This is a genomic window from Streptomyces sp. NPDC091279, assembly GCF_044757465.1.
GTDB lineage: Bacteria > Actinomycetota > Actinomycetes > Streptomycetales > Streptomycetaceae > Streptomyces.
Genome location: NZ_JBIVVA010000009.1, coordinates 227312 through 248704, shown reverse-complemented (window position 1 = coordinate 248704; position 21393 = coordinate 227312). Strand labels below are relative to the sequence as shown.

Below are 21393 nucleotides of genomic sequence, written 5' to 3'. Positions count from 1 at the left end.
CCTCACGTTCACCCCTGAGCGTTACGATCGCTGTCAGCACGATCGATCGGACGTGTGTCCGACCGGTCGGACGGCACCCCCACCCAGCCGCCTCGGTGAGAAGGTAAAGACTTATGTTCGGAAGGCTCGGAGCCCCCGAGATCATTCTCATCCTCGTCGTCATCATCCTGCTGTTCGGCGCGAAGAAGCTTCCGGACATGGCGCGCTCGCTCGGCAAGTCCGCGCGCATCCTCAAGAGCGAGGCCAAGGCGATGAAGAGCGAGGGCAGCAGCAGCGAGACGGCTCCGGCCGACCCGCCCACTCCGGGTGAGGCGCAGCGCACCATCCAGGCCGCCCCGGGCGACGTGAACAGCTCCCGCCCGGTGACCGAGCCCACGGACACGACCAAGCGCTGAACTGCGGGGCCGGTGATCTCCGGTCCGCTACGAGATGGGAACGTGGGTTGCTGAAGTCTTCCCGCAAGCAGGAGAGGGACCCCGAGGGGCGGATGCCTCTGGTGGATCATCTCCGTGAGCTGCGCAACCGGCTCGCGAAAGCGATGCTGGCGATCGTCATCGGCGCGGTCATCGGCGCGGTGTACTACCAGGAAATCATCAATCTGCTCACGGGGCCGATCCAGGACGCCGTGGGCTGCTCCAAGTCGTTCTCGGAGCTGGCCAAGCAGAGCGACGGAGTCTGCGGCAACATCACCGTGTCCGGTCTGCTCGGGCCGTTCACCCTGATGATCAAGGTGGCGCTGACGGCCGGTGTCGTCATCGCCTGCCCGGTGTGGCTCTTCCAGCTCTGGGCCTTCGTCGCGCCCGGCCTGCACCGGCACGAGCGGAAGTACGCGTACGCGTTCGTCGGTACGGGCGTTCCGCTGTTCCTGGCGGGCGCGTGGTTCTCGTACCACGTGCTGCCGGCGGCGGCCAAGGCGCTGATCACCCTCACGCCCACCGACGCGGTCAACCTGCTCCCGTTGGACGACCTGCTGGACCTGGTCACCCGCATGGTGATCGTCTTCGGTCTCTCCTTCGAGCTGCCGCTGCTGCTCGTCATGCTCAACCTCACCGGGATGGTCACCGGTCGCCGCATGCTCGGCTGGTGGCGCGGCATGATCCTCGGTGTCACGATCTTCGCGGCGTTCGCGACGCCGACGGTCGACCCGATCTCGATGCTCTCGCTGGCCACCCCGATCGTCGGTCTGTACTTCCTGGCCACCGGTTTCGCCCTCTTCAACGACCGCCGCAAGAAGCGCCGCGAGGCCGAGGGCCCCGATGACGACGAGGCGTCCGAGCTGGACCTCACGCCGGCGGACATCGGCGAGGTCGAGTCGGTGCCCTCCGCCCGCGCGCTGCCGGAGCTGGGCACCGAGCATGACCGGGTGAACGGCTACGACGACGTCACCTGACGTCCACACCGTCCGCACTGCCTGCACCGCCTGCACCATCCGCACGGCCCGTCCGTCGCCCACGCGACCGGCGGGCCGTCGCCGTATCCCCGTGAGCTGCGCGGACCAGAGGTTTACCGAACGCGATCCGGATAATGATCGTCACGTTGTCAGTGGGGCCCGGTACGCTCGAAAGCACGATGACAGAGGATCTCTCACCGGCCGAGCGGTATGCGGCAGCCCGCCTGCGGGCAGCCGAGCAGGCCACCGCACTCGCGGGCTTCCGCGAGATGTACGACTTCGGCCTCGACCCCTTCCAGATCGAGGCCTGCAAGGCACTTGAGGCGGGCAAGGGCGTCCTGGTCGCGGCACCCACCGGCTCCGGCAAGACGATCGTGGGCGAGTTCGCCGTCCACCTCGCTCTCGGCCAGGGCAAGAAGTGCTTCTACACGACCCCCATCAAGGCGCTGTCGAACCAGAAGTACGCCGACCTGAGCCGCCGTTACGGCGCCGACAAGGTCGGACTGCTCACCGGTGACAACAGCGTCAACTCCGACGCCCCGGTGGTCGTGATGACCACCGAGGTGCTGCGGAACATGCTGTACGCCAACTCCCAGGCCCTGATCGGCCTCGGGTATGTGGTCATGGACGAGGTGCACTACCTCTCCGACCGCTTCCGGGGCGCCGTGTGGGAAGAGGTGATCATCCACCTGCCCGAGTCGGTGACCCTGGTCTCCCTGTCGGCGACCGTGTCGAACGCCGAGGAGTTCGGCGACTGGCTCGACACCGTCCGCGGGGACACCGAGGTGATCGTCTCCGAGCACCGGCCGGTTCCGCTGTTCCAGCACGTGCTGGCCGGGCGACGGATGTACGACCTGTTCGAGGAGGGCGAGGGGCAGAAGAAAGCCGTCAACCCCGACCTCACCCGGCTGGCCCGGATGGAGGCCGGCCGGACCTCCTTCCAGGACCGCAAGCGCGGCCGGGCGATGCGCGACGCCGACCGGGAGCGGGAACGCCGCCAGCGGTCGCGGGTGTGGACGCCCGGGCGGCCCGAGGTCATCGAGCGGCTCGACGCCGAGGGCCTGCTGCCCGCCATCACCTTCATCTTCAGCCGCGCCGCCTGCGAGGCCGCCGTTCAGCAGTGTCTGTACGCGGGGCTGCGGCTCAACGACGACGCGGCACGGGAGCGGGTGCGGTCCCTCGTCGAGGAGCGCACCGCGTCCATCCCCTCCGAGGATCTGCACGTCCTGGGCTACTACGAGTGGCTGGAGGGCCTGGAGCGCGGTATCGCCGCCCACCATGCCGGGATGCTGCCGTCGTTCAAGGAGGTCGTCGAGGAGCTGTTCCTGCGCGGCCTGGTCAAGGCGGTCTTCGCCACCGAGACCCTCGCCCTCGGCATCAACATGCCCGCCCGCTCGGTGGTGTTGGAGAAGCTCGTCAAGTGGAACGGCGAGCAGCACGCCGACATCACGCCCGGCGAGTACACGCAGTTGACCGGCCGCGCGGGCCGCCGGGGCATCGACATCGAGGGGCACGCGGTCGTCCTGTGGCAGCGCGGGATCAGCCCCGAGCACCTCGCGGGCCTCGCCGGGACGCGGACGTATCCGCTGCGCTCCAGCTTCAAACCGTCGTACAACATGGCGGTCAACCTCGTCGAGCAGTTCGGGCGGCACCGGTCGCGGGAGCTGCTGGAGACGTCGTTCGCGCAGTTCCAGGCCGACCGGTCGGTGGTCGGGATCTCCCGGCAGGTGCAGCGCAACGAGGAGGGGCTCGACGGCTACAAGGCCTCGATGACCTGCCACCTCGGTGACTTCGAGGAGTACGCGCGGCTGCGCCGGGAGTTGAAGGACCGGGAGACGGAGCTGGCCCGGCAGGGGGTGGCCCAGCGGCGCGCCGAGGCCGCCGTCGCCCTGGAGAAGCTCAAGCCGGGCGACGTCATCCACGTGCCGACCGGCAAGTACGCCGGGCTCGCCCTGGTCCTCGACCCCGGGCTGCCCGCCGGGCGGTCCAACGGCCACCGCGGCTTCGAGCACCACGACGGGCCGCGCCCGCTGGTCCTCACCGCGGAACGGCAGGTCAAGCGGCTGGCGTCGATGGACTTCCCGGTGCCGGTCGAGGCGTTGGACCGGATGCGGATTCCGAAGTCGTTCAACCCGCGCTCGCCGCAGTCCCGTCGTGACCTCGCCTCCGCGCTGCGTACCAAGGCCGGGCACATTCCGCCGGAGCGGGCCCGTAAGCAGCGGGCGCAGGCCGCCGACGACCGGGAGATCGCGCGGCTGCGCACCGCGATCCGCGCGCACCCCTGCCACGGGTGCGACGAGCGGGAGGACCATGCCCGGTGGGCCGAGCGCTATCACCGGCTGATGCGGGACACCTCGCAGTTGGAGCGGCGCATCGAGGGCCGCACCAACACCATCGCGCGGACCTTCGACCGGATCGTCGCGCTCCTGACCGAGCTGGACTATCTGCGCGGCGACGAGGTCACCCAGCACGGCAAGCGGCTCGCCCGGCTCTACGGCGAACTCGACCTGCTCGCCAGCGAGTGCCTGCGGGCCGGTGTGTGGGAGGGGCTCGAACCCGCTGAACTCGCCGCGTGCGTCTCGGCGTTGGTGTACGAGGCGCGGGTCAGCGACGACGCGATGGCGCCGAAGCTGCCGGCCGGGAAGGCGAAGGCCGCGCTCGGGGAGATGGTGCGGATCTGGGGGCGGCTGGATGCGCTGGAGGAGGACTTCCGGATCTCCCAGACCGAGGGGGTCGGGCAGCGGGAGCCGGATCTCGGGTTCGCGTGGGCCGTGTACATGTGGGCCTCCGGGAAGGGGCTCGATGAGGTGTTGCGGGAGGCGGAGATGCCGGCGGGGGACTTTGTGCGGTGGTGCAAGCAGGTGATTGATGTGTTGGGGCAGGTGTCTGCGGCTTCTCCTGCGGAGGGCTCTGGGGTGGGGAGGGCTGCGCGTAAGGCGGTGGATCAGGTGTTGCGGGGGGTTGTGGCGTACTCGTCGGTGGGGTGAGGCGTCTCTTTGGGGGCGGGCGTTTTGCGCAGTTCCCCGCGCCCCTGGGATGCGTGGTTCTTCGCGCGCCTGAGATGCGCAGCTCCCCGCGCCCCTGAGCTGAGTTGCGCCGTTTTTGTGGGGGTGGTGAGCAGGCTGCGGGTGCGTTGTGGCTTGTCGCGCAGTTCCCCGCGCCCCTTGGGTGGGTGGGGGTTGGCGTTTGTTGGGGAGTTCGCCGGGCCTCCTGGGTGGGTGAGGGGTGGCGTTTGTTGAGTGTGTGAGGTTGGCCGTCAGGTGGGGGTGCCTGGCGGTTGTTTTTTGGGGTGTGGGGGTTACTTGGTGTGGTCGGGTGGGTTCTCTGCGTGGCAAAAGTATCGAGGGTACTCCTGTTGGGGGGCGGGTTTCAGGGGGTTGCTGGATATGACACGGGGTTGATCCGGTCGGACTAAGCTCGCCCGCAGCGCACCGAGTTGAGTTGGAATCGTGCGTTTGTTCCCCAATATTCCGAAAGTCCCGGACAGCCCCTTCATGCCCCCAGTCGATTCGTTTCAGAGGCCTACATGGTGAGTGTTCAAACCCCACCCGGACGCCGCGAACTCCCGTACGCGCGCGTGCTGTTGCTGCCCGCCATACTGTTGGCCGCGGCGACCGGAGGCGCCGTCGCCACGGTGGCGGAGTCCGCCAGGACCGCGGTCGGCTGGTGCGGCGCCGTCGCCACGGTCCTGGTGATCGCCACGGCCGCCGAAGCCGTCCGGCGTGGCCGTGCCCTGCGGGCGCTGCGCGCCGAGAGCGACCGTCGCATCGTGCGCCTGGAACAGCGGATCGTCGACCACGACCAGGGAATGATCCGCTTCGCCGACGAGATCGCGCCCGTCGCGCTGGAACGGATGCGCCGCGGAATCTCACCCGGAGAGGTGATTCGCAGGATCGACGAGATCGACCCGTCCTACGGCGACCTCTCCGACGCCGAGCTGCGGTTGCTGAAGACGGTGCTCGACATCGTCGACAAGGAAGAGGCCGTGCGGGACTCCTCGCACCGCTCCTTCGTCAGCATCGCCCGCCGCGTGCAGGCCATCGTCCACCAACAGGCCAAGGAACTCCGGGAGATGGAGGAGGACCACGGCCGCAACCCCGAGGTCTTCGACGACCTCCTGCGCATCGACCACGGCACCGCCCTGATCGGCCGGCTCGCCGACTCCATCTCCGTCATCGGCGGCGGCCGCCCCGGCCGGCAGTGGCCCGAGCCCGTCCCGCTGTACAGCGTGCTGCGCGGCGCCATGTCCCGCATCCTGGAGTACCGGCGCATCTCGCTCGACTCCATCGCCAACGTCAACATCAGCGGCGTCTCCGTCGAGCCGGTCATCCACGCCTGCGCCGAGATCCTCGACAACGCCACCCGCTACTCGCCCCCGCAGACACAGGTCCACGTCACCGCCACCGAGGTGCAGACCGGCGTCGCCATCGAGATCGAGGACGCCGGCGTCAGCCTCAGCGAGGAGGCCAGGGCCCGCGTCGAGAACCTGCTGGAGCGGGCCAAGGCGGGCGGCGACACCCAGGACCTCGGCGACGCCCCGCGCCTCGGCTTCGCTGTCGTCGGCCGCCTGTGCACCGCCTACGACATGCAGGTCTCGCTGCGCTCCTCCGCGTACGGCGGGGTCCGTGCCGTGGTGGTCGTGCCGCGCGCCATGATGACCAACGACCCGGCACCCGGCATCGCCCACGGCATCGGCGCCACCGCCGTCCCGAAGATCGAACTCGGCGCGCTCGAAGGCCCCAAGCGCCCCCCGAAGAAGCGCCGCCCCACCAGCCCGCGCATCCCGGCCCATGTCTCCATGGAGGACGAGGTACCGGAGATCACCGAATGGACGGCCGGCGGACTGCCGCAGCGGCGCAGCCGGATGAAGGTGCCGCTGAGCAGGCGGCTCGCCGAACAGGCCGCCATGGAACGCACCGAGCGCGATGCCCTGGAGGCGCACTCCGCCTGGTCCGCGCCCGTGGCACCGGCCGCGCCGGAGCCGGACGAACCCGCACCCGGCCTGTGGGTCGACGCCTTCATGAGCGGCCTCAAGGGCGACCCGGACCCCACCGCGTTCACCCAGCCGAAGACCGAGCCGGCCCGTGCCGAGGCCGACGACGAGAGGGACCTCAAGTGATCCAGCAGCGCGCGAACTTCGACTGGATGCTCAAGGATCTCGCCGACGGCGTACCGGGCATCGAGATGATCGTGGTGCTCTCCGCCGACGGCCTGCGCATCGCCCGCTACGGCGGCGACCCCGACGCCGCCGACCGTGTCGCCGCCGCCTGCGCCGGACTTCAGAGCCTGGCGGGCGCCGTCGCCCACGAGATCCCGGACAGCGACGGCCGGATGAAGATGGTCATCATCGAGATCAACGGCGGCTACTTCTACCTGATGGCCGCCGGCGCCAACGCCTATCTCGCCGTCCTCTCCGACGTCGTCGCCGAACCCGGTCTGATGAGCAACCGGATGCGTGACCTCGTCGTGCGGATCGGCGCCCACCTCACCAGCCCGCCCCGGCACAACGGGCAGCCCGTATGACCCCTCCGCGCCGCAGGCGGCGGCAGGCCGTTGCCGGGCCGCCGCCACCGCAACCCGCCAAAGAGGGCGACGGAAAGATCCCGGAGCGCCTGTACGTGGTGGCAGGGCCCGGCGGCGAACGCGCCGACCTCGACCTCGTCACCCTGGTCGTGGCCCGCGCCACCCCGTCCCCGTCCGCCACGCCGGAGCACTCCGCGCTGCTCAGGCTCTGCGCGGCACCCCTCTCGGTGGCCGAACTCTCGGCCTACCTCAGCCTGCCGTTCAGCTCGGTGACCGTCCTGCTGACCGAACTGCTCACGGCCGAACTGGTGCAGGCGCGCGCCCCGATCGTCCGTCAGGCGCTTCCCGACCGTTCCCTCCTCGAAGCGGTGATGCATGGACTTCAACGGCTCTGACACCCTCCCCGGTCCGCGCACCGAGGACCATCTCCCGCACACCACCCAGGCCGCGGTGAAGATCGTCATCGTGGGCGGGTTCGGCGTCGGCAAGACGACCATGGTCGGGGCGGTCAGCGAGATCCGGCCCCTCACCACCGAGGAGACCATGACGCAGGCCGGGGTCGGCGTCGACGACAACTACGGCTCCGACTCCAAGACCGCCACCACCGTGGCCATGGACTTCGGCCGCATCAGCATCACCGACCAGCTCGTCCTGTACCTCTTCGGCACCCCCGGCCAGGAACGCTTCTGGTTCCTGTGGAACGGCCTGTTCGAGGGTGCCCTCGGCGCGGTCGTCCTCATCGACACCCGGCGCCTGGAGGTCAGCTACGACGTCATGGGGCGCCTGGAGGAGCGCGGCGTGCCGTTCGTCGTCGCCGTCAACTCCTTCCCGGACGCGCCCCGTTACCCCGTGGAGGATCTGCGGGCGGCGCTCGACCTCTCCGCCGAGATCCCCATCGTCGACTGCGACGCGCGCCGCCGCGCCTCCAGCCGGGACGTCCTGATGACGCTGATGCACTTCCTGCACTCCCTCGCCACGACCGGCGCCCTCACCTGACCTGCCGGCCCAACTCCCCCTCACGACAACGGATTTCCCCGGAGCGACCACCGTGACGCCTGAACCCACCACCACGACCGGAACGGACGATGACACGTCGAGTCCGCCGCCCGGCTGCCCCGCGCACGGCCGTGGCCCCGGCGGACTGCACCGGCTCTACGGCCCCGAGGCCGAGGACCTGGCCGCCCTCTACGAGCAACTCCGCGAAGAGCACGGCCCGGTGGCGCCCGCACTGCTCCACGACGACGTCCCGATGTGGGTCGTCCTTGGCCACACCGAGAACCTGCACATGGTGCGCACGCCCTCGGCGTTCTGCCGCGACAGCCGCATCTGGACCCCGCTCATCGAAGGCATGATCAAGCCCGACCACCCGTTGATGCCGCACATCGCCTGGGAGCCCATCTGCTCCTACGCCGAGGGCGACGAGCAACTGCGGCTGCGCGGCGCGGTCACCGGCGCGATGGCCACCATCGACCACCGCAGCCTGCGCCGTTACATCTACCGCTCCACCCAGCACCTGGTGAACCAGTTCTGCGAGCGCGGCAGCGCCGATCTCGTCGGGGAGTTCGCCGAGCATCTGCCGATGGCCGTGATCTGTGAAGTCCTCGGCATGCCCGAGGAGTACAACGACCGGCTCGTGCAGGCCGCCCGCGACATGCTCAAGGGCTCCGACACCGCGATCGCCAGCCACGGCTACGTCCTGGACGCGCTGCAACGGCTCACCGCGCGCCGTCGGCAGCAGCCGACCGAGGACTTCGCCAGCCACCTCGTCCTGGACTCGGCCCAGCTCACCGACGACGAGGTCACCAAGCACCTCTGGCTGGTCCTGATGGCCGCCTACGAGGCCACCGTCAACCTCACCGCCAACGTGCTGCGCATGGTCCTCACCGACCCCGGCTTCCGTGCCCGGCTCAACGGCGGCCAGATGACCGTGCCCCAGGCGGTCGAGCAATCCCTGTGGGACGAACCGCCGTTCAGCACCGTCTTCGCCTATTACGCCAAGCACGACACGGAGTTGGGCGGCCAGCACATCAAGCGGGGCGACGGGCTGCTCTTCGGTATCGCGCCGGGCAACGTCGACCCCCGGGTACGGCCCGACCCCACCGCCCACATGATGGGCAACCGTTCCCATCTCGCCTTCGGCGGCGGCCCGCACGAATGCCCCGGGCAGGACATCGCCCGTGGCATCGCGGACACCGGCGTCGACGCGCTGCTGATGCGGCTGTCGGACATCCGACTCGCCGTCCCCGAGGAGGAGTTGAGCTGGACCCAGTCCATCTCCTCCCGCCACCTCGTGGAGCTGCCGGTGGCCTTCGAGCCGAAGCAGCAGCAGGACGTCATGGCCAAACCGAGCCACAAGCCGCTCCCGCCGCCCCGCGACAGCCGCCGGGTCGGTGTCCCCGCCGCCGCCCAGCCCGAACCGGCCCCCGCCGCGCCGGAGACCGAGGAGGCGGCACCCCAACCGGGCGCCTGGCAGCGGTTCGTGAGGTGGTGGCGCGGCTACTGACCGGCCCAGGCGGCGGGCGACGACCAGGCTTCGAGGGTGCGGGTGCTGCGCAGGCGGTGTTCGATCCCGGTCACCGGATCGGTGAACTCCAGGGTGCGCGCCAGCAGTTGGAGAGGGCGCCGGAAGTCGCCGGCCGGGACCCGGTCGGCGACCACGGGGTACAGCGGGTCACCGAGGAGGGGGACACCGAGGGCGTTCATGTGGACGCGCAGCTGATGCGTCTGCCCCGTCGTCGGCGTCAGCCGGTACCGGCCGAGCCCGTCGGCCGCCCGGTGCTCGGCCAGTTCGACACGGGTCACGGCGTTCGGCTCGCCCTCGACCTCGTAGGCGGCCAGCACCCCGCGCTCCTTCACGATCCGGCTGCGCACGGTCCGGGGCAGCGCGAGCCCGGGAGCGAACGGCGCCACCGCCTCGTACTCCTTGCGCACCCGTCGGTCGCGGAACAGCGCCTGGTACGCGCCGCGTTCCTCCGGGCGCACGGTGAACAGCACGAGCCCGGCGGTGAGCCGGTCGAGCCGGTGCGCGGCGCCCAGCGTCGGCAGCTCCAGTTCGCGGCGCAGCCGGGCCAGGGCGGTTTCGGTGACATGGCTGCCGCGCGGGACGGTGGCCAGGAAGTGCGGCTTGTCGGCGACGACCAGATGCGCGTCCCGGTACACGACCTCGACCGGGAACGGCACCGGCACCTCGGTGGGCAGATCGCGGTGGAACCACACGAACAGGCCCGGCACATACCCGGCGTCCGGCGCCACCGGCCGACCGTCCTCGCCGACGACCCGGCCCGCCTCGAACATCCCGGTGACGGTCTCGGCGTCCGCCGACAGCCGCTCGACCAGGTGTTCACGCACCGTGGCCCACGTCCCGTCCAGGGGCAACCGCACCCGCACCGCGTCGACCCCTTCACGCTGGGGGAGGGGCGAGGGCGGCACACGACGTCGACGGGTCACGCTGGCCAAGGGTACGAGGCGGGGCGGGAGCGGGTGACCGGCGCGGGCCGGACAGCCGTTCGGTGTGCGACGCGGGGAGGGCGGTGGGCTTCCGGTCGGGTGGGTGCGCTGCCGAACCCCGGGTGGAGCGGGCAGCCGCTGGTCTGCGGACCTCGGCCGCTTCGCTCTCGGGGCCCGCACCGCCGTTGCCCCGAAAATCGGTGGGCCCCTGCCCGCTCGCTTGCGACGATGCCCTCATGCCCTATCTGATCGGTCCCGTTCTGCCGCCCGGCACGCTCGCCCGCACCCCGCAGCCCAGCCTTCCCACCGGTGACGGGCTGGTGCTGCGGCCCTTCCGGGAGGCGGACGCGCCCGCCGTGCACGCCGCCTTCCAGGACCCCCTGCTTCAGCGGTGGCATGCCCGCACCGCCGATTCCGAGGACGAGGTGCGGGGCTGGCTGGGGGAGTGGATCGCGGGGTGGGGCGAGGAGAGCATCGCCCAGTGGGCTGTCGTCGACACCGGTACCGGCGTGCTGCTCGGGCGGGCGGCGCTGCGGGAGGTCCGCCTTGACGAGGGCAGCGCCGAGATGGCGTACTGGACGGTTCCCGCCGCCCGGGGGCAGGGCATCGCCGCCCGTGCCACGACCGCCCTCGCCCGCTGGGCCCTCGACGACATCGGCTTCCACCGCCTCGAACTCCAGCACGCCGTCGGCAACGACTCCTCCTGCCGGGTCGCCGTGAAGGCGGGGTTCACGCTGGAGGGCACCAAGCGGAGCGCGGTCCTGCACGCGGACGGCTGGCACGACATGCATCTCCACGCACGGATACACGGCGACTGACCTGCCCAACGTGCCTGCCGCGAACGGCAGTTCAGCGCGCCCCGCGCCGGCGCGCGGACGTGAGACTCCCGCCCGTCCGTTCTTCCGTGGCCGACCCGCCCGACCTGCCCCGGCGTCGGCCCGCAGTGCCCCGGAAACGCGGAGAAGCGGCGCCGCTTCCGCCGGAGGGGCCGCCGCTTCCGCCGGGCGCGAGGGGTCACGCGGCCGGGGGCGTGCCCTCCTGCTCGGCCTCGATGCGCGCGTTCCACTCCCGCTTGGAGGCCTGCCAGCCGTCCTCGTTGTGGCCGAGCCGCCAGTACCCGGAGATCGACAGGTCCTCGCGCGGCAACGCCAGGTCGACGCGGAGCAGTTGACGCAGCTCCTTCACGAAGTGCGCCTCGCCGTGCACGAACGCGTGCACCCGGCCCGCCGGGAACTCCAGCGCCCGCACGGCTTCGAGGAGGGCCTCACCGACCGGACGCCCACCCCGGTGCAGCCAGACGACCTCCACATCGGAGTCGATCTTCTGCTCCTCCTCGGGCCCGGCCACCTCGATGAAGGCGTGCGCCGTGGCACCCGTCGGCAGCGACTCCAGGGAGCGGGCGATCGCGGGCAACGCGCTCTCGTCACCGGCCAGGAGATGCCAGTCGGCGTCGGGGGAGGGGGCGTAGGCGCCGCCGGGGCCCATGAAGCGGACCGTTTCTCCGGGCTGGACGCGGGCCGACCAGGGGCCCGCGAGACCCTCGTCGCCGTGGACCACGAAGTCCAGGGTCAGTTCGCGCAGTTCGGCGTTCCACTCGCGCACCGTGTAGGTGCGGGTCACCGGCCACTGCTCACGCGGGAACTCCGCGCGGATGCGCTCCAGATCGAACGGCTCCGGGTAGGTCGCTCCCCCGGCGGGGAACAGGATTTTCACATAGTGGTCCGTGCTGGTGTCCGCGGAGAACCCGGCCAGACCCTCGCCGCCGATCACCACGCGCTGCATCTGCGGTGTCAGCCGTTCGGTACGGATGACCTGCGCGGAGTGGGCTTTGCGTGGCTTGCGTGCCGGGCGTTCTGCCATGACGACCTCCGTGTCCCTGACTTAGGTATACCTAAGTTAGCATCTTCCCCCTGCTCGCCTCGGTGATGCGGCTCCCGCCCGCCGGGCCGAAAATGAATCTACCCCAAGGTCAGAGCCGCTTTCCTGGCCGACGAGAAGGTCATTCACTTATACGAGAACCCCGTGTGGACAACGGACGCGGGCCGGGCAGCGCCGGTCAGCGCTCGCGCCTCTTCTGCGCGTCCAGCGTGATCAGCAGGCGGTGCAGGGAGTTGCCCAGGCCCCAGCGGGCGCCCAGCGCGTCCAGGGCTGCGGGGTCGCGCGGGGCGTGCGGGAGGGTCAGATCGACGTCCGGGAGGGGGACGTCGTCGGCCACCTTGACGACCTTCGGCGCCACCGCGAGATACGGGCGGGCCCCGTCCAGGCGCGTCCGCTGGGTCGGCGTCAGCTTCGCCTTCGGGTCGTCGAGCGCGGCGATGATCCCGGCCAGGTCCCCGAACGCGTCGAGCAGCTTCGCGGCCGTCTTCTCGCCGACCCCCGGCACGCCCGGCAGGCCGTCGCTCGGGTCGCCGCGCAGGGTCGCCAGGTCCGCGTAACCCCGGCCGTCCACGCCGTACTTCTCACGCAGGGCGGATTCGTCGGTCAGCGCGAGGGAGCCGACGCCCTTGAGGGGGTAGAGGACCCGCACCCCGCGCGCGTCGTCGACCAGTTGGTAGAGGTCGCGGTCGCCGGTGACGATGTCGACCGGGCCCCTCGCGCGCGCCGTGAACGTGCCGATCACGTCGTCCGCCTCGTAGCCGGCGACGCCCACGCGCGCGATGCCGAGCGCGTCCAGGACCGATTCGATGATCGGGACCTGTGGGGAGAGGGTGTCCGGGATCTCCTCCGCGTCCGGGCCGAAGGCGCGCTCCTCGGCGACCCGGTGCGCCTTGTAGGAGGGGATCAGATCGACCCGCCACTGCGGGCGCCAGTCGGCGTCCATGCAGGCCACCAGCGCGTCCGGGTGGTGGTCCTTGACCAGGCGGTCGATGAATTCGAGGAGTCCGCGCACGGCGTTCACCGGCGTGCCGTCGGGAGCCTTCACGGACTCCGGGACGCCGAAGTAGGCGCGGAAGTAGAGCGAGGCGGTGTCGAGGAGCATCAGTCGTCCGGTCACGTCCCGCATCATGCCGCACGCCACTGACAGCCACGGTCCGGCGCGACCCCGTGTGTGACGTGCACCGTTCAAGGGAAACGCGACCCGGGCTCCAGGGAAATGCGACCGAGGCTCCAGGGAAATGTGACCTGGAACACTCTTGCGTTTGGTCCGTACCGGTGGGGGCAGGCGCCGCCTCGGAGCGATACCGGTTGCTCATTCAACTGAACGGTGGTGTGCGGCGCTGTCGTCTCCTTCCCTTGCCGCCGAGACAAGAGGTACCTGTGTCCTCCAGACTTGAGGCCCAGCACCTGTACAAGGTGTTCGGCAGACGTCCCGACGAAAGTGTTGAACGGCTCCAACAAGGGGCTGACCGGGAGGAGTTGCGCGCCGACGGCATCACCGCCGCCGTCATCGACGCCTCCTTCACGGTCGAACCGGGGCAGATATTCGTCGTGATGGGCCTGTCCGGGTCCGGCAAGTCCACGCTGCTGCGCATGCTCAACGGCCTTCTTGAGCCGACCTCGGGCCAGGTGCTGTTCGACGGCCAGGACCTGACCGCCCTCGGCGACCGCGAGCTGCGCGAGGTCCGCGCCCACAAGATCAGCATGGTCTTCCAGCACTTCGCGCTCTTCCCGCACCGCAGCGTGCTGGAGAACGCCGCCTACGGCCTCGCCGTGCAGGGCGTGCCCCGCGCCGAGCGTGAGCGGCGGGCCGCCGAGGCGCTGGCCCTGTGCGGCCTCGGCGGCTGGGAGAAATCCTGGCCCGACGAACTGTCCGGCGGCATGCAGCAGCGCGTCGGCCTGGCCCGCGCGCTCGCCACCGACGCCGATCTGCTGCTCATGGACGAGTCGTTCAGTGCGCTCGACCCGCTGATCCGCCGGGACATGCAGGACCAGCTGCTCCAGCTCCAGCAGACCCTCAAGAAGACGATCGTGTTCATCACCCACGACCTCAACGAGGCCATGCGGCTCGGCGACCGCATCGCCGTCATGCGCGACGGCGAGATCGTCCAGACCGGCAGCGCCGAGGACATCCTGATCCGCCCCGCCAACGACTACGTCGCCTCCTTCATCCAGGACGTCGACCGCTCCCGGGTCCTGACCGCCGGCGCCGTCATGGACACCGACGTACGCGGCGACGAGGCCGACTGCGCCTGCGAGACCGCGACGCCCGACACGCCGTTCACCGAACTCTGCGCGATCAGCGCCCGGTTGAGCCACGCCGTCGCCGTCCTCGACACGGAACGCCACGTGGTGGGCGTCGTGGGGCGACAGCGTCTGGTCGGCTTCATCGGGGACGAGCAGGGCGCGCCCGGTGCCTGCGACTCCTCAACGGGCAACGACGGCAAGGCGGTGGCCCATGCCTAGGATTCCGCTCGGTACCTGGGTCAACGACGCCGTCGACTGGCTGCTCGCCCATGTGAACTGGCTCTTCGAGTTCTTCAAGACCGTCTGCACCGGCACCTACGACGGCATCGAGACCGTTCTCCAGGCGCCCGAACCGCTGCTCCTCGCCGGTATCTTCGCGGTGCTCGCGTTCTGGCTGCGCGGCACCCTCGCCGGTGTCCTGACCTTCGTGGGGTTCGCGTTCATCGACTCCCTCGAACTGTGGGACGACGCGATGGTCACCCTCTCGCTCGTCCTGGTCGCCACCATCATCGCGCTGGTGATCTCGGTACCGGTGGGCATCTGGGCGGCGCGCTCCGACCGGGTCAGCGGACTGGTCCGCCCGGTCCTCGACTTCATGCAGACGCTGCCCGCGATGATCTACCTCATCCCGGCGATCCTGTTCTTCGGCACCGGCGCCTCCGCCGGCATCGTCGCCACCCTGATCTTCGCGCTCGCCCCCGGCGTGCGCATGACGGAGCTGGGCATCCGGCAGGTCGACAAGGAACTGGTCGAGGCCGCCGAGGCGTTCGGCACCTCACCCCGCGACACCCTGCTCCGGGTCCAGCTGCCGCTGGCGCTGCCGACCGTGATGGCCGGCGTCAACCAGGTCATCATGCTCGGCCTGTCGATGGCCGCGATCGCCGGCATGGTCGGCACCGGCGGCCTCGGCGGCGACGTCAACGAGGCCATCGGCCAGCTGAACGTCGGGCTCGGCTCCGAGGCCGGCGTCGCCATCGTGATCCTCGCGATCTACCTCGACCGCATGACCAGCGCCCTGGGCAGCCAGGTCTCCCCGCTCGGCCGCCGCGCCGCCGCCAAGGCCCGGGCCGCCGGGGGCCTGAAGATCTGGTCCTACCGGCCCAGCCCGCAGATCGCCGTGGTCGGCGTCGTCGTCCTGGCTCTGGTGGCCGGCGGCATGGGCATCTTCGGCGGCGCCTCCGGAGGCTCCACCCAGGTCGCCGACGGCAAGAACGTCGGCCAGGGCAAGAAGCTCACCCTCGGCTACATCCCGTGGGACGAGGGCGTCGCCTCCACGTTCCTCTGGAAGGAGATCCTGGAGCAGCGCGGCTACCAGGTCGACGCCAAGCAGTTCGACGCCGGGCCGCTCTACACCGCGCTCGCCCAGGGCACCGTCGACTTCGAGACGGACTCCTGGCTGCCGACGACACACGCCCAGTACTGGAAGAAGTACGGGAGCAAGCTCGACGACCTCGGCGCCTGGTACGACAAGACGTCCCTGGAGCTGTCCGTCCCCGCCTACATGAAGGACGTCAACTCCCTTGCGGATCTGAAGGGCAAGGCGTCGACCTTCGACGGGAAGATCACCGGCATCGAGTCCAGCGCCGGTGAGATGAGCCTGCTCAAGAGCAAGGTGCTCAAGGAGTACGGGCTCGACAAGGAGTACAAGGTCGTCGACAGCTCGACGCCCGCCATGCTGGCCGAGCTGAAGCGCGCGTACAGCAAGCAGGAGCCGATCGTCGTCACCCTGTGGTCCCCGCACTGGGCGTACAACGACTACGACCTGAAGAAGCTCAAGGACCCCAAGGGCGCCTGGGGCGAGGGCGACGGCGTGCACACGCTGTCCCGCAAGGGGTTCGCCGACGACAACCCGACCGTCGGCAGCTGGCTGAAGGACTTCAAGCTGAGCGAGAAGCAGCTCACCAGCCTGGAGGCCGAGATCAACAAGGTCGGCAAGGGCAAGCAGCAGGACGCCGTGCGCACCTGGCTGAAGCAGCACCCGGGTCTCGTCGACAAGCTGGCCCCGGTCAAGAACGCCCAGGCCGCCGCCGAGACCAAGCGGACCGTGAACGTCGCCTGGTTCCCGTGGGACGAGGACGTCGCCGTCACCTATCTCTGGAAGAACGTCCTGGAGCGGCGCGGCTACCGGCTGAACCTGAAGCAGATGGACGTCGGCCCCGTCTACACCGGCCTCGCCGCAGGGGATCTCGACCTCAACTTCGACGCCTGGCTGCCGTACGCGCAACAGAACTACTGGGACAAGAGCAAGGACAAGCTCAAGGATCTCGGCACCTGGTACCAGCCGACGTCCCTGGAGGTCGCCGTCCCGTCCTACGTCAAGGGCGTCAAGACGCTTGAGGACCTCAAGGGCAAGGCGTCCACCTTCGACGGGAAGATCATCGGGATCGAGCCAGGCACCGGTGAGATGAACCTGCTCAAGACGAAGGTGCTGCCCGGCTACGGGCTGGACAAGGAGTACCAGGTCGTCGACGGTTCCACGCCGGCGATGCTGGCCGAGCTGAAGCGCTCCTACGCCCAGCACAAGCCGGTCGCCGTCGTCCTGTGGTCGCCGCACTGGGCCTACAGCCGCTACGACCTCACCAAGCTGAAGGACGACAAGAAGCTCTTCGGCGAGGGCAACACGATCCGCACCATTTCCAACGAGAAGTTCCCCGAGCAGTACCCCCAGCTCACCGAGTGGATCAAGAAGTTCCGGATGTCCGAGAGTGAACTCGGCAGCCTGGAGAGCGAGATCAACACGATGGGCCAGGGCAAGGAGGAGGCGGCCGTCGCCGCCTGGCTCAAGAAGCACCCGGAGATGGTCGACCGGATGACCCCGCAGTAACCCGGCACCCGCCACCTCCCGAGGGGTGGGCCTCCCCCGCGCCCTGACCGCGCGCGGCGAGGCCCACCCCTCGGCCATGTCCGGGGGCGAGGGGGACGTTCGACAGGCGTGTTCGAGGGGGACGTTCTGTACGGAAAAGATTCGGCCAACCACAGAGCGCTATACCGTTGCCCAGAACTCGGGTGCGGGGGCGTCCGCTGCCAGGGAGCGTCCACCGAGGGGAACACGGACGGACGTTCGCGCATTGAACTGAAGGGCGGGTGCGCCGTCACTGGTCGAGGCCACGGGCAACGCGCTGTGCCCGGCACCGGCCGCCGGGGCCCCGTATCCCCGCTGGCCAGGGTGTTCGTCCCGATGGAGGGATCGGTGCCCGGCCGGTCCTGCGGCCCCATCTCCCGCCGTGAGATGGCGAATTGACGGCACACGGCGTGTACGGGCATGTGACAGCCGCATGAAACGGTTTGCCGAACCTGCGTAAGGTGCAGAGAACTCCACAGGAGTTCCGCGCCCCGGACTCCGGTGCGTGCGGACGGCCGACGGGTGAAGGAGGGAGCCGGAGCCATGGGCGATCACAAGGACCAGCCACTGCGCGTGGGCGCGGCCGTGCGCCGGCGACGCAGGTCACTGGAGCTGACCCTCTCCGTCGTGGCCCAGCGCAGCGGCCTGTCGGTGCCGTTCCTCAGCCAGATCGAGAACGAACGCGCCCGGCCGAGCCAGGCCTCCCTGGAGAAGGTCGCCGATGCCCTGCGCACCACCGCCGTGGAGTTGCTCGCGGCCGCCGACCCGGCGTGCAGTGTCGACGTGGTGCGCGCGGACCCCGGCGAGGCGGGCGAGCCCCGCGCGCGGTCCCTGGTGCGCGGTCACCATCAGATGCACGCCTCGGAGTTCACCGGCGACCATGACGCGGGCCGTGAATTCCAGTACCGCAACGACCAGTTGATGTACGTCGCCGACGGCGCCGTGGAGGTCGAGGCCGAGGGCCGCGCCTACCGCCTTGGCCGGGGCGACACCCTGTACCTGACCGGCGGGGTGCGGCACCGGTGGCGGGCGACCGTGTCCGACACCCGCGTGGTCGTCGTCGCCGTCTCCGAACACATCGAGGCGGTCCGGGACCGGAAACGGTAGTGCCGCCCCGGGTCGTCTCGCTGGTGCCGTCGCTCACCGAGGCGGTCGCGGTGTCGGTGCCGGGCGCGCTGGTCGGCGCCACCGACTGGTGCAGCCACCCGGCCGGCCTCGACGTCCCGCGCGTCGGCGGCACCAAGAACCCCCGGCTCGACCGGGTCCTCGCCCTCACCCCGGACCTGGTGATCGCCAACGAGGAGGAGAACCGCGCCCCCGACCTCGCCGCCCTGCGCGACGCGGGCGTCGAGGTCCTGGTGACCGAGGTGCGGGACGTGGCGGGGGCGTTCACGGAACTCGCCCGGGTGCTGGCCGCGTGCGGCGCCGGGGACCGGCCGGGCTGGCTGCGGGAGGCGGCGGAGACGTGGGCCGGGCTGCCGGTGCCCGAACGCCGTTCGACCGCTGTCGTCCCCGTCTGGCGGCGGCCCTGGATGGTGCTGGGCCGCGACACCTTCGCCGGTGACGTGCTCGCCCGCCTCGGCGTCGACCACCTCTGGGCGGGCCACGCCGAGCGCTATCCGCGGGTGCCGCTCGACGCGCTGCGGGCGGCGGCCCCGGACCTCGTCGTGCTGCCCGACGAGCCGTACCGTTTCACCTCCGACGACGGCCCCGAGGCATTCCCCGACCTCACCTGCGCCCTCGTCAGCGGACGCCATCTCACCTGGTACGGACCGTCGTTGGGCGAAGCGCCCCGGGTACTCGGCGCGGCGCTGCGAGCAGCTCGCCGCTGAGCGCACCGCGTACGGTGCCGGGGCCGGAGACGGCCCGGTCGGGTCTCAGGTGGCGGCGGCCGCCGTCGGGTGAGGTGCCCCGCGCCCTTGCTGCGGCGCTGCGAGCAGCTCGCCCCTGAGCGCGCCCCGCGCGGTGCCGACGGCGCCGACCGTCCACGCGGCCACCAGCACGCCGTACAGCCCGACCGCCAGCCAGCCGTAGCAGGACAGCCCGGTGTGCCGGGCCAGTGAGGCGGCCCCGGTGACGCAGGTGCCCACCGGGAACGTGAACGCCCACCACGTCATCGCGAACCGCATCCCCGCCCGCCTGGCCCGCACCACGTGCGCGGTCGCCAGCGCCAGCCACAGCAGCGCGAACCCCGTCACCGGCACCCCGTACAGCACCGCCAGCGCCCCGAAACCCTCGCTGTACGGCGCCGGAACGACCCCGGGCGCCCCGTCCGCGAACGCCCCGACGGCGCTGGTGGACTGCCCGAGCGGCCCCAGGACCAGGAACAACGTCGGCGTCAGCGCGAGCGGCAGCGGCCCGCAGGTCAGCAGCCTCCCGAACACCAACGGCAGCATCAGCAGCGTGGCCAGCAGACTGAGCCCGAACATCCCGAAGCAGGCCAGCAGCAGCGTCGCGCGCGCCTGCCCGGCCGGCAGATACGGCACCAGCGCCGGGCCGAGCGCCGCCGACACCATCGGCGCGACCAGCGGCAACAGCCACACCGGCGTCGCCATCGACGGCTCCACCCGGTGCCGCACCGCCATCAGATACGGAACGGCGACGGCGGCCACGAGCCCGACGACGGTCCCGGCGCCGAACAGCACGGCGTCCACGACCACGGCGCCCCGCACCCCGATCCAGTCCCGGCCCACCGTGAGCGCGCCCCCGCCGACCGCGAGCAACGCCATGGCCAGACAGCCGTAGAAGGGTGCCGTCGCCGGGTCGAGCAGATGGGCGCGGGCCTGATCACGGTGGTGGGTCCAGTGCAGGGCGCGGGCGACCAGGAGCGCGACCAGCGTGAGCGCGGCCAGCGCCCAGACGGCCGTGCAGGCGGCGTGCAGGCCGGGCAGCGCCGACACGGGCGCGGGGAGAGCGGCACCGGCGACGGCGACCGCGGCGGTGCCCATGACGCAGGCGTACCAGTTCGGGCCGAGATGGCGGACGGCGCTGTGGCGCGGGGGGCGGGACGCGGCCGGGGTGGCCGGGGCCGGGGGAGCGGTGGGTGCGGTGGTGCTGGTGGCGGGGACCATGGGTTCACGGTCGCTCCGGTCGGCGGGGGCGACCAGGGAGCGTTGCCCTATGAGCACATAAGCTGGGTTTATGAGCGAGAACGAGGGGCGTGCCCTGCCCGCCGGTGTGCTCGCGCACCGGGTGCCGGACCTGGGCGCGCTGGAACTGCTGTTGGCCGTGGCGCGACTGGGCAGTCTGGGGGCGGCGGCCCGCGAGGTCGGTATCACCCAGCCGGCCGCCAGCAGCCGCGTCCGGTCCATGGAACGGCAACTGGGCGTGGCCCTGGTCGACCGCTCACCGCGCGGATCACGGCTCACCGACGCCGGGGCCCTGGTGACGGACTGGGCGCGGCGGATCGTCGAGGCGGCCGAGGCGTTCGACGCGGGTGCGCAGGCGCTGCGGGACCGGCGGGACTCACGGTTGCGGGTGGCGGCCAGCATGACCATCGCCGAGTATCTGCTGCCGGGCTGGCTGCTGGCGCTGCGGGCGGGGCGGCCGGACACGGCGGTCTCCCTGCACGCCGGGAACTCCACGGTCGTCGCGGCGCGGCTGCTCGCCGACGAAGCGGACCTGGGGTTCGTGGAGGGGGTGCGGGTGCCGGCCGGGCTGGACTCCGCGGTGATCGCCCACGACCACCTGATCGTCGTCACCGCGCCGGGCCACCCCTGGGCCCGCCGCAGCCGTCCCCTCACCGCCGACGAACTCGCCGCGACCCCCCTGATCCTGCGCGAACAGGGCTCCGGCACCCGCCAGGTCCTCGACACCGCCCTCGGCGGCCTCGCCCGCCCCCTCATCGAACTCTCCTCGACGACGGCGGTGAAGGCGGCGGCGGTCAGCGGCGCGGGCCCCGCGGTCCTCAGCGAACTCGCCGTCGGCGAGGAACTCGCCATGCGCCGACTGGTCCGAATCCCGGTCGCGGGCATCTCCCTGGCCCGGGACCTCCGCGCGGTCTGGCCGACAGGCCACCGGCCGACGGGCCCGGCGAGGGAACTGCTGTCGCTGACGCGAGGGTGAG

General features: G+C 70.9%; 18 protein-coding genes. 14 read left to right on the top strand and 4 right to left on the bottom strand.

The window, feature by feature from the left end:
• The first annotated feature begins 113 nt into the window (after positions 1-113).
• From tatA to ACIQOU_RS23730, 8 genes are all read left to right on the top strand, one after another.
• A complete protein-coding gene (gene tatA / locus ACIQOU_RS23765) occupies positions 114-395 on the top strand; it encodes a Sec-independent protein translocase subunit TatA (RefSeq protein ID WP_401538807.1) in 282 nt (93 codons plus the stop codon).
• A gap of 47 nt (positions 396-442) precedes the next feature.
• Positions 443-1390 (top strand): twin-arginine translocase subunit TatC, encoded by a 948-nt coding sequence (gene tatC / locus ACIQOU_RS23760; protein ID WP_401538806.1) that lies wholly within the window; start codon positions 443-445, stop codon positions 1388-1390.
• Positions 1391-1524: 134 nt separating this feature from the next.
• A complete protein-coding gene (locus ACIQOU_RS23755; protein ID WP_401538805.1) occupies positions 1525-4377 on the top strand; it encodes a DEAD/DEAH box helicase in 2853 nt (950 codons plus the stop codon).
• Positions 4378-4916: 539 nt separating this feature from the next.
• Positions 4917-6509: an ATP-binding protein gene (locus tag ACIQOU_RS23750; protein ID WP_401538804.1), complete on the top strand. Its 1593-nt coding sequence runs from the start codon at positions 4917-4919 to the stop codon at positions 6507-6509.
• Positions 6506-6913 carry a roadblock/LC7 domain-containing protein gene (locus ACIQOU_RS23745; RefSeq protein WP_401538803.1) on the top strand — a complete coding sequence of 136 codons (408 nt, stop codon included), beginning with the start codon at positions 6506-6508 and terminating at the stop codon, positions 6911-6913. Before ACIQOU_RS23750 ends, ACIQOU_RS23745 begins: the two co-directional genes overlap by 4 nt.
• Complete coding sequence (locus ACIQOU_RS23740; RefSeq protein WP_401538802.1) at positions 6910-7308, top strand: DUF742 domain-containing protein; 399 nt, start codon at positions 6910-6912, stop codon at positions 7306-7308. The genes ACIQOU_RS23745 and ACIQOU_RS23740 overlap by 4 nt, the downstream gene beginning before the upstream one ends.
• A complete protein-coding gene (locus tag ACIQOU_RS23735; RefSeq protein WP_401538801.1) occupies positions 7289-7909 on the top strand; it encodes a GTP-binding protein in 621 nt (206 codons plus the stop codon). The genes ACIQOU_RS23740 and ACIQOU_RS23735 overlap by 20 nt, the downstream gene beginning before the upstream one ends.
• A 52-nt stretch (positions 7910-7961) precedes the next feature.
• Positions 7962-9416 (top strand): cytochrome P450, encoded by a 1455-nt coding sequence (locus ACIQOU_RS23730; protein WP_401538800.1) that lies wholly within the window; start codon positions 7962-7964, stop codon positions 9414-9416.
• Here ACIQOU_RS23730 and ACIQOU_RS23725 read toward each other — a convergent pair.
• Positions 9410-10360 carry a pseudouridine synthase gene (locus ACIQOU_RS23725; protein WP_401538799.1) on the bottom strand — a complete coding sequence of 317 codons (951 nt, stop codon included), beginning with the start codon at positions 10358-10360 and terminating at the stop codon, positions 9410-9412. The genes ACIQOU_RS23730 and ACIQOU_RS23725 overlap by 7 nt on opposite strands.
• Before the next feature lie 236 nt (positions 10361-10596).
• Here ACIQOU_RS23725 and ACIQOU_RS23720 point away from each other — a divergent pair, with 236 nt between their 5' ends.
• On the top strand, positions 10597-11178 hold the full coding sequence (locus ACIQOU_RS23720) for a GNAT family N-acetyltransferase (protein WP_401538798.1): 582 nt from the start codon (positions 10597-10599) through the stop codon (positions 11176-11178).
• Between the two features lie 196 nt (positions 11179-11374).
• Here ACIQOU_RS23720 and ACIQOU_RS23715 read toward each other — a convergent pair whose 3' ends face one another.
• Both ACIQOU_RS23715 and ACIQOU_RS23710 read right to left on the bottom strand, forming a co-directional pair.
• Positions 11375-12220 (bottom strand): siderophore-interacting protein, encoded by an 846-nt coding sequence (locus tag ACIQOU_RS23715; RefSeq protein ID WP_401538797.1) that lies wholly within the window; start codon positions 12218-12220, stop codon positions 11375-11377.
• A 196-nt stretch (positions 12221-12416) separates the two neighbouring features.
• On the bottom strand, positions 12417-13364 hold the full coding sequence (locus tag ACIQOU_RS23710) for a 5'-3' exonuclease H3TH domain-containing protein (protein ID WP_401539023.1): 948 nt from the start codon (positions 13362-13364) through the stop codon (positions 12417-12419).
• Between the two features lie 254 nt (positions 13365-13618).
• Here ACIQOU_RS23710 and ACIQOU_RS23705 point away from each other — a divergent pair, with 254 nt between their 5' ends.
• The 4 genes from ACIQOU_RS23705 to ACIQOU_RS23690 all read left to right on the top strand — a co-directional run bounded on the left by ACIQOU_RS23705 (position 13619) and on the right by ACIQOU_RS23690 (position 19159).
• Positions 13619-14704 carry a glycine betaine/L-proline ABC transporter ATP-binding protein gene (locus tag ACIQOU_RS23705; RefSeq protein ID WP_401538796.1) on the top strand — a complete coding sequence of 362 codons (1086 nt, stop codon included), beginning with the start codon at positions 13619-13621 and terminating at the stop codon, positions 14702-14704.
• Positions 14697-17309, top strand: a complete 2613-nt coding sequence (locus ACIQOU_RS23700; protein ID WP_401538795.1) for an ABC transporter permease/substrate binding protein — start codon at positions 14697-14699, stop codon at positions 17307-17309. The genes ACIQOU_RS23705 and ACIQOU_RS23700 overlap by 8 nt, the downstream gene beginning before the upstream one ends.
• A gap of 561 nt (positions 17310-17870) precedes the next feature.
• A complete protein-coding gene (locus ACIQOU_RS23695) occupies positions 17871-18434 on the top strand; it encodes a helix-turn-helix domain-containing protein (protein ID WP_401538794.1) in 564 nt (187 codons plus the stop codon).
• Positions 18434-19159 carry a helical backbone metal receptor gene (locus tag ACIQOU_RS23690; RefSeq protein WP_401538793.1) on the top strand — a complete coding sequence of 242 codons (726 nt, stop codon included), beginning with the start codon at positions 18434-18436 and terminating at the stop codon, positions 19157-19159. Before ACIQOU_RS23695 ends, ACIQOU_RS23690 begins: the two co-directional genes overlap by 1 nt.
• A 45-nt stretch (positions 19160-19204) precedes the next feature.
• Here ACIQOU_RS23690 and ACIQOU_RS23685 read toward each other — a convergent pair whose 3' ends face one another.
• On the bottom strand, positions 19205-20398 hold the full coding sequence (locus ACIQOU_RS23685; protein ID WP_401538792.1) for a TDT family transporter: 1194 nt from the start codon (positions 20396-20398) through the stop codon (positions 19205-19207).
• Positions 20399-20468: 70 nt separating this feature from the next.
• On the opposite strand from ACIQOU_RS23685, the gene ACIQOU_RS23680 reads away from it, so the two are divergent.
• Complete coding sequence (locus ACIQOU_RS23680; protein ID WP_401538791.1) at positions 20469-21392, top strand: LysR family transcriptional regulator; 924 nt, start codon at positions 20469-20471, stop codon at positions 21390-21392.
• The last annotated feature ends 1 nt before the right edge of the window (position 21393 follow it).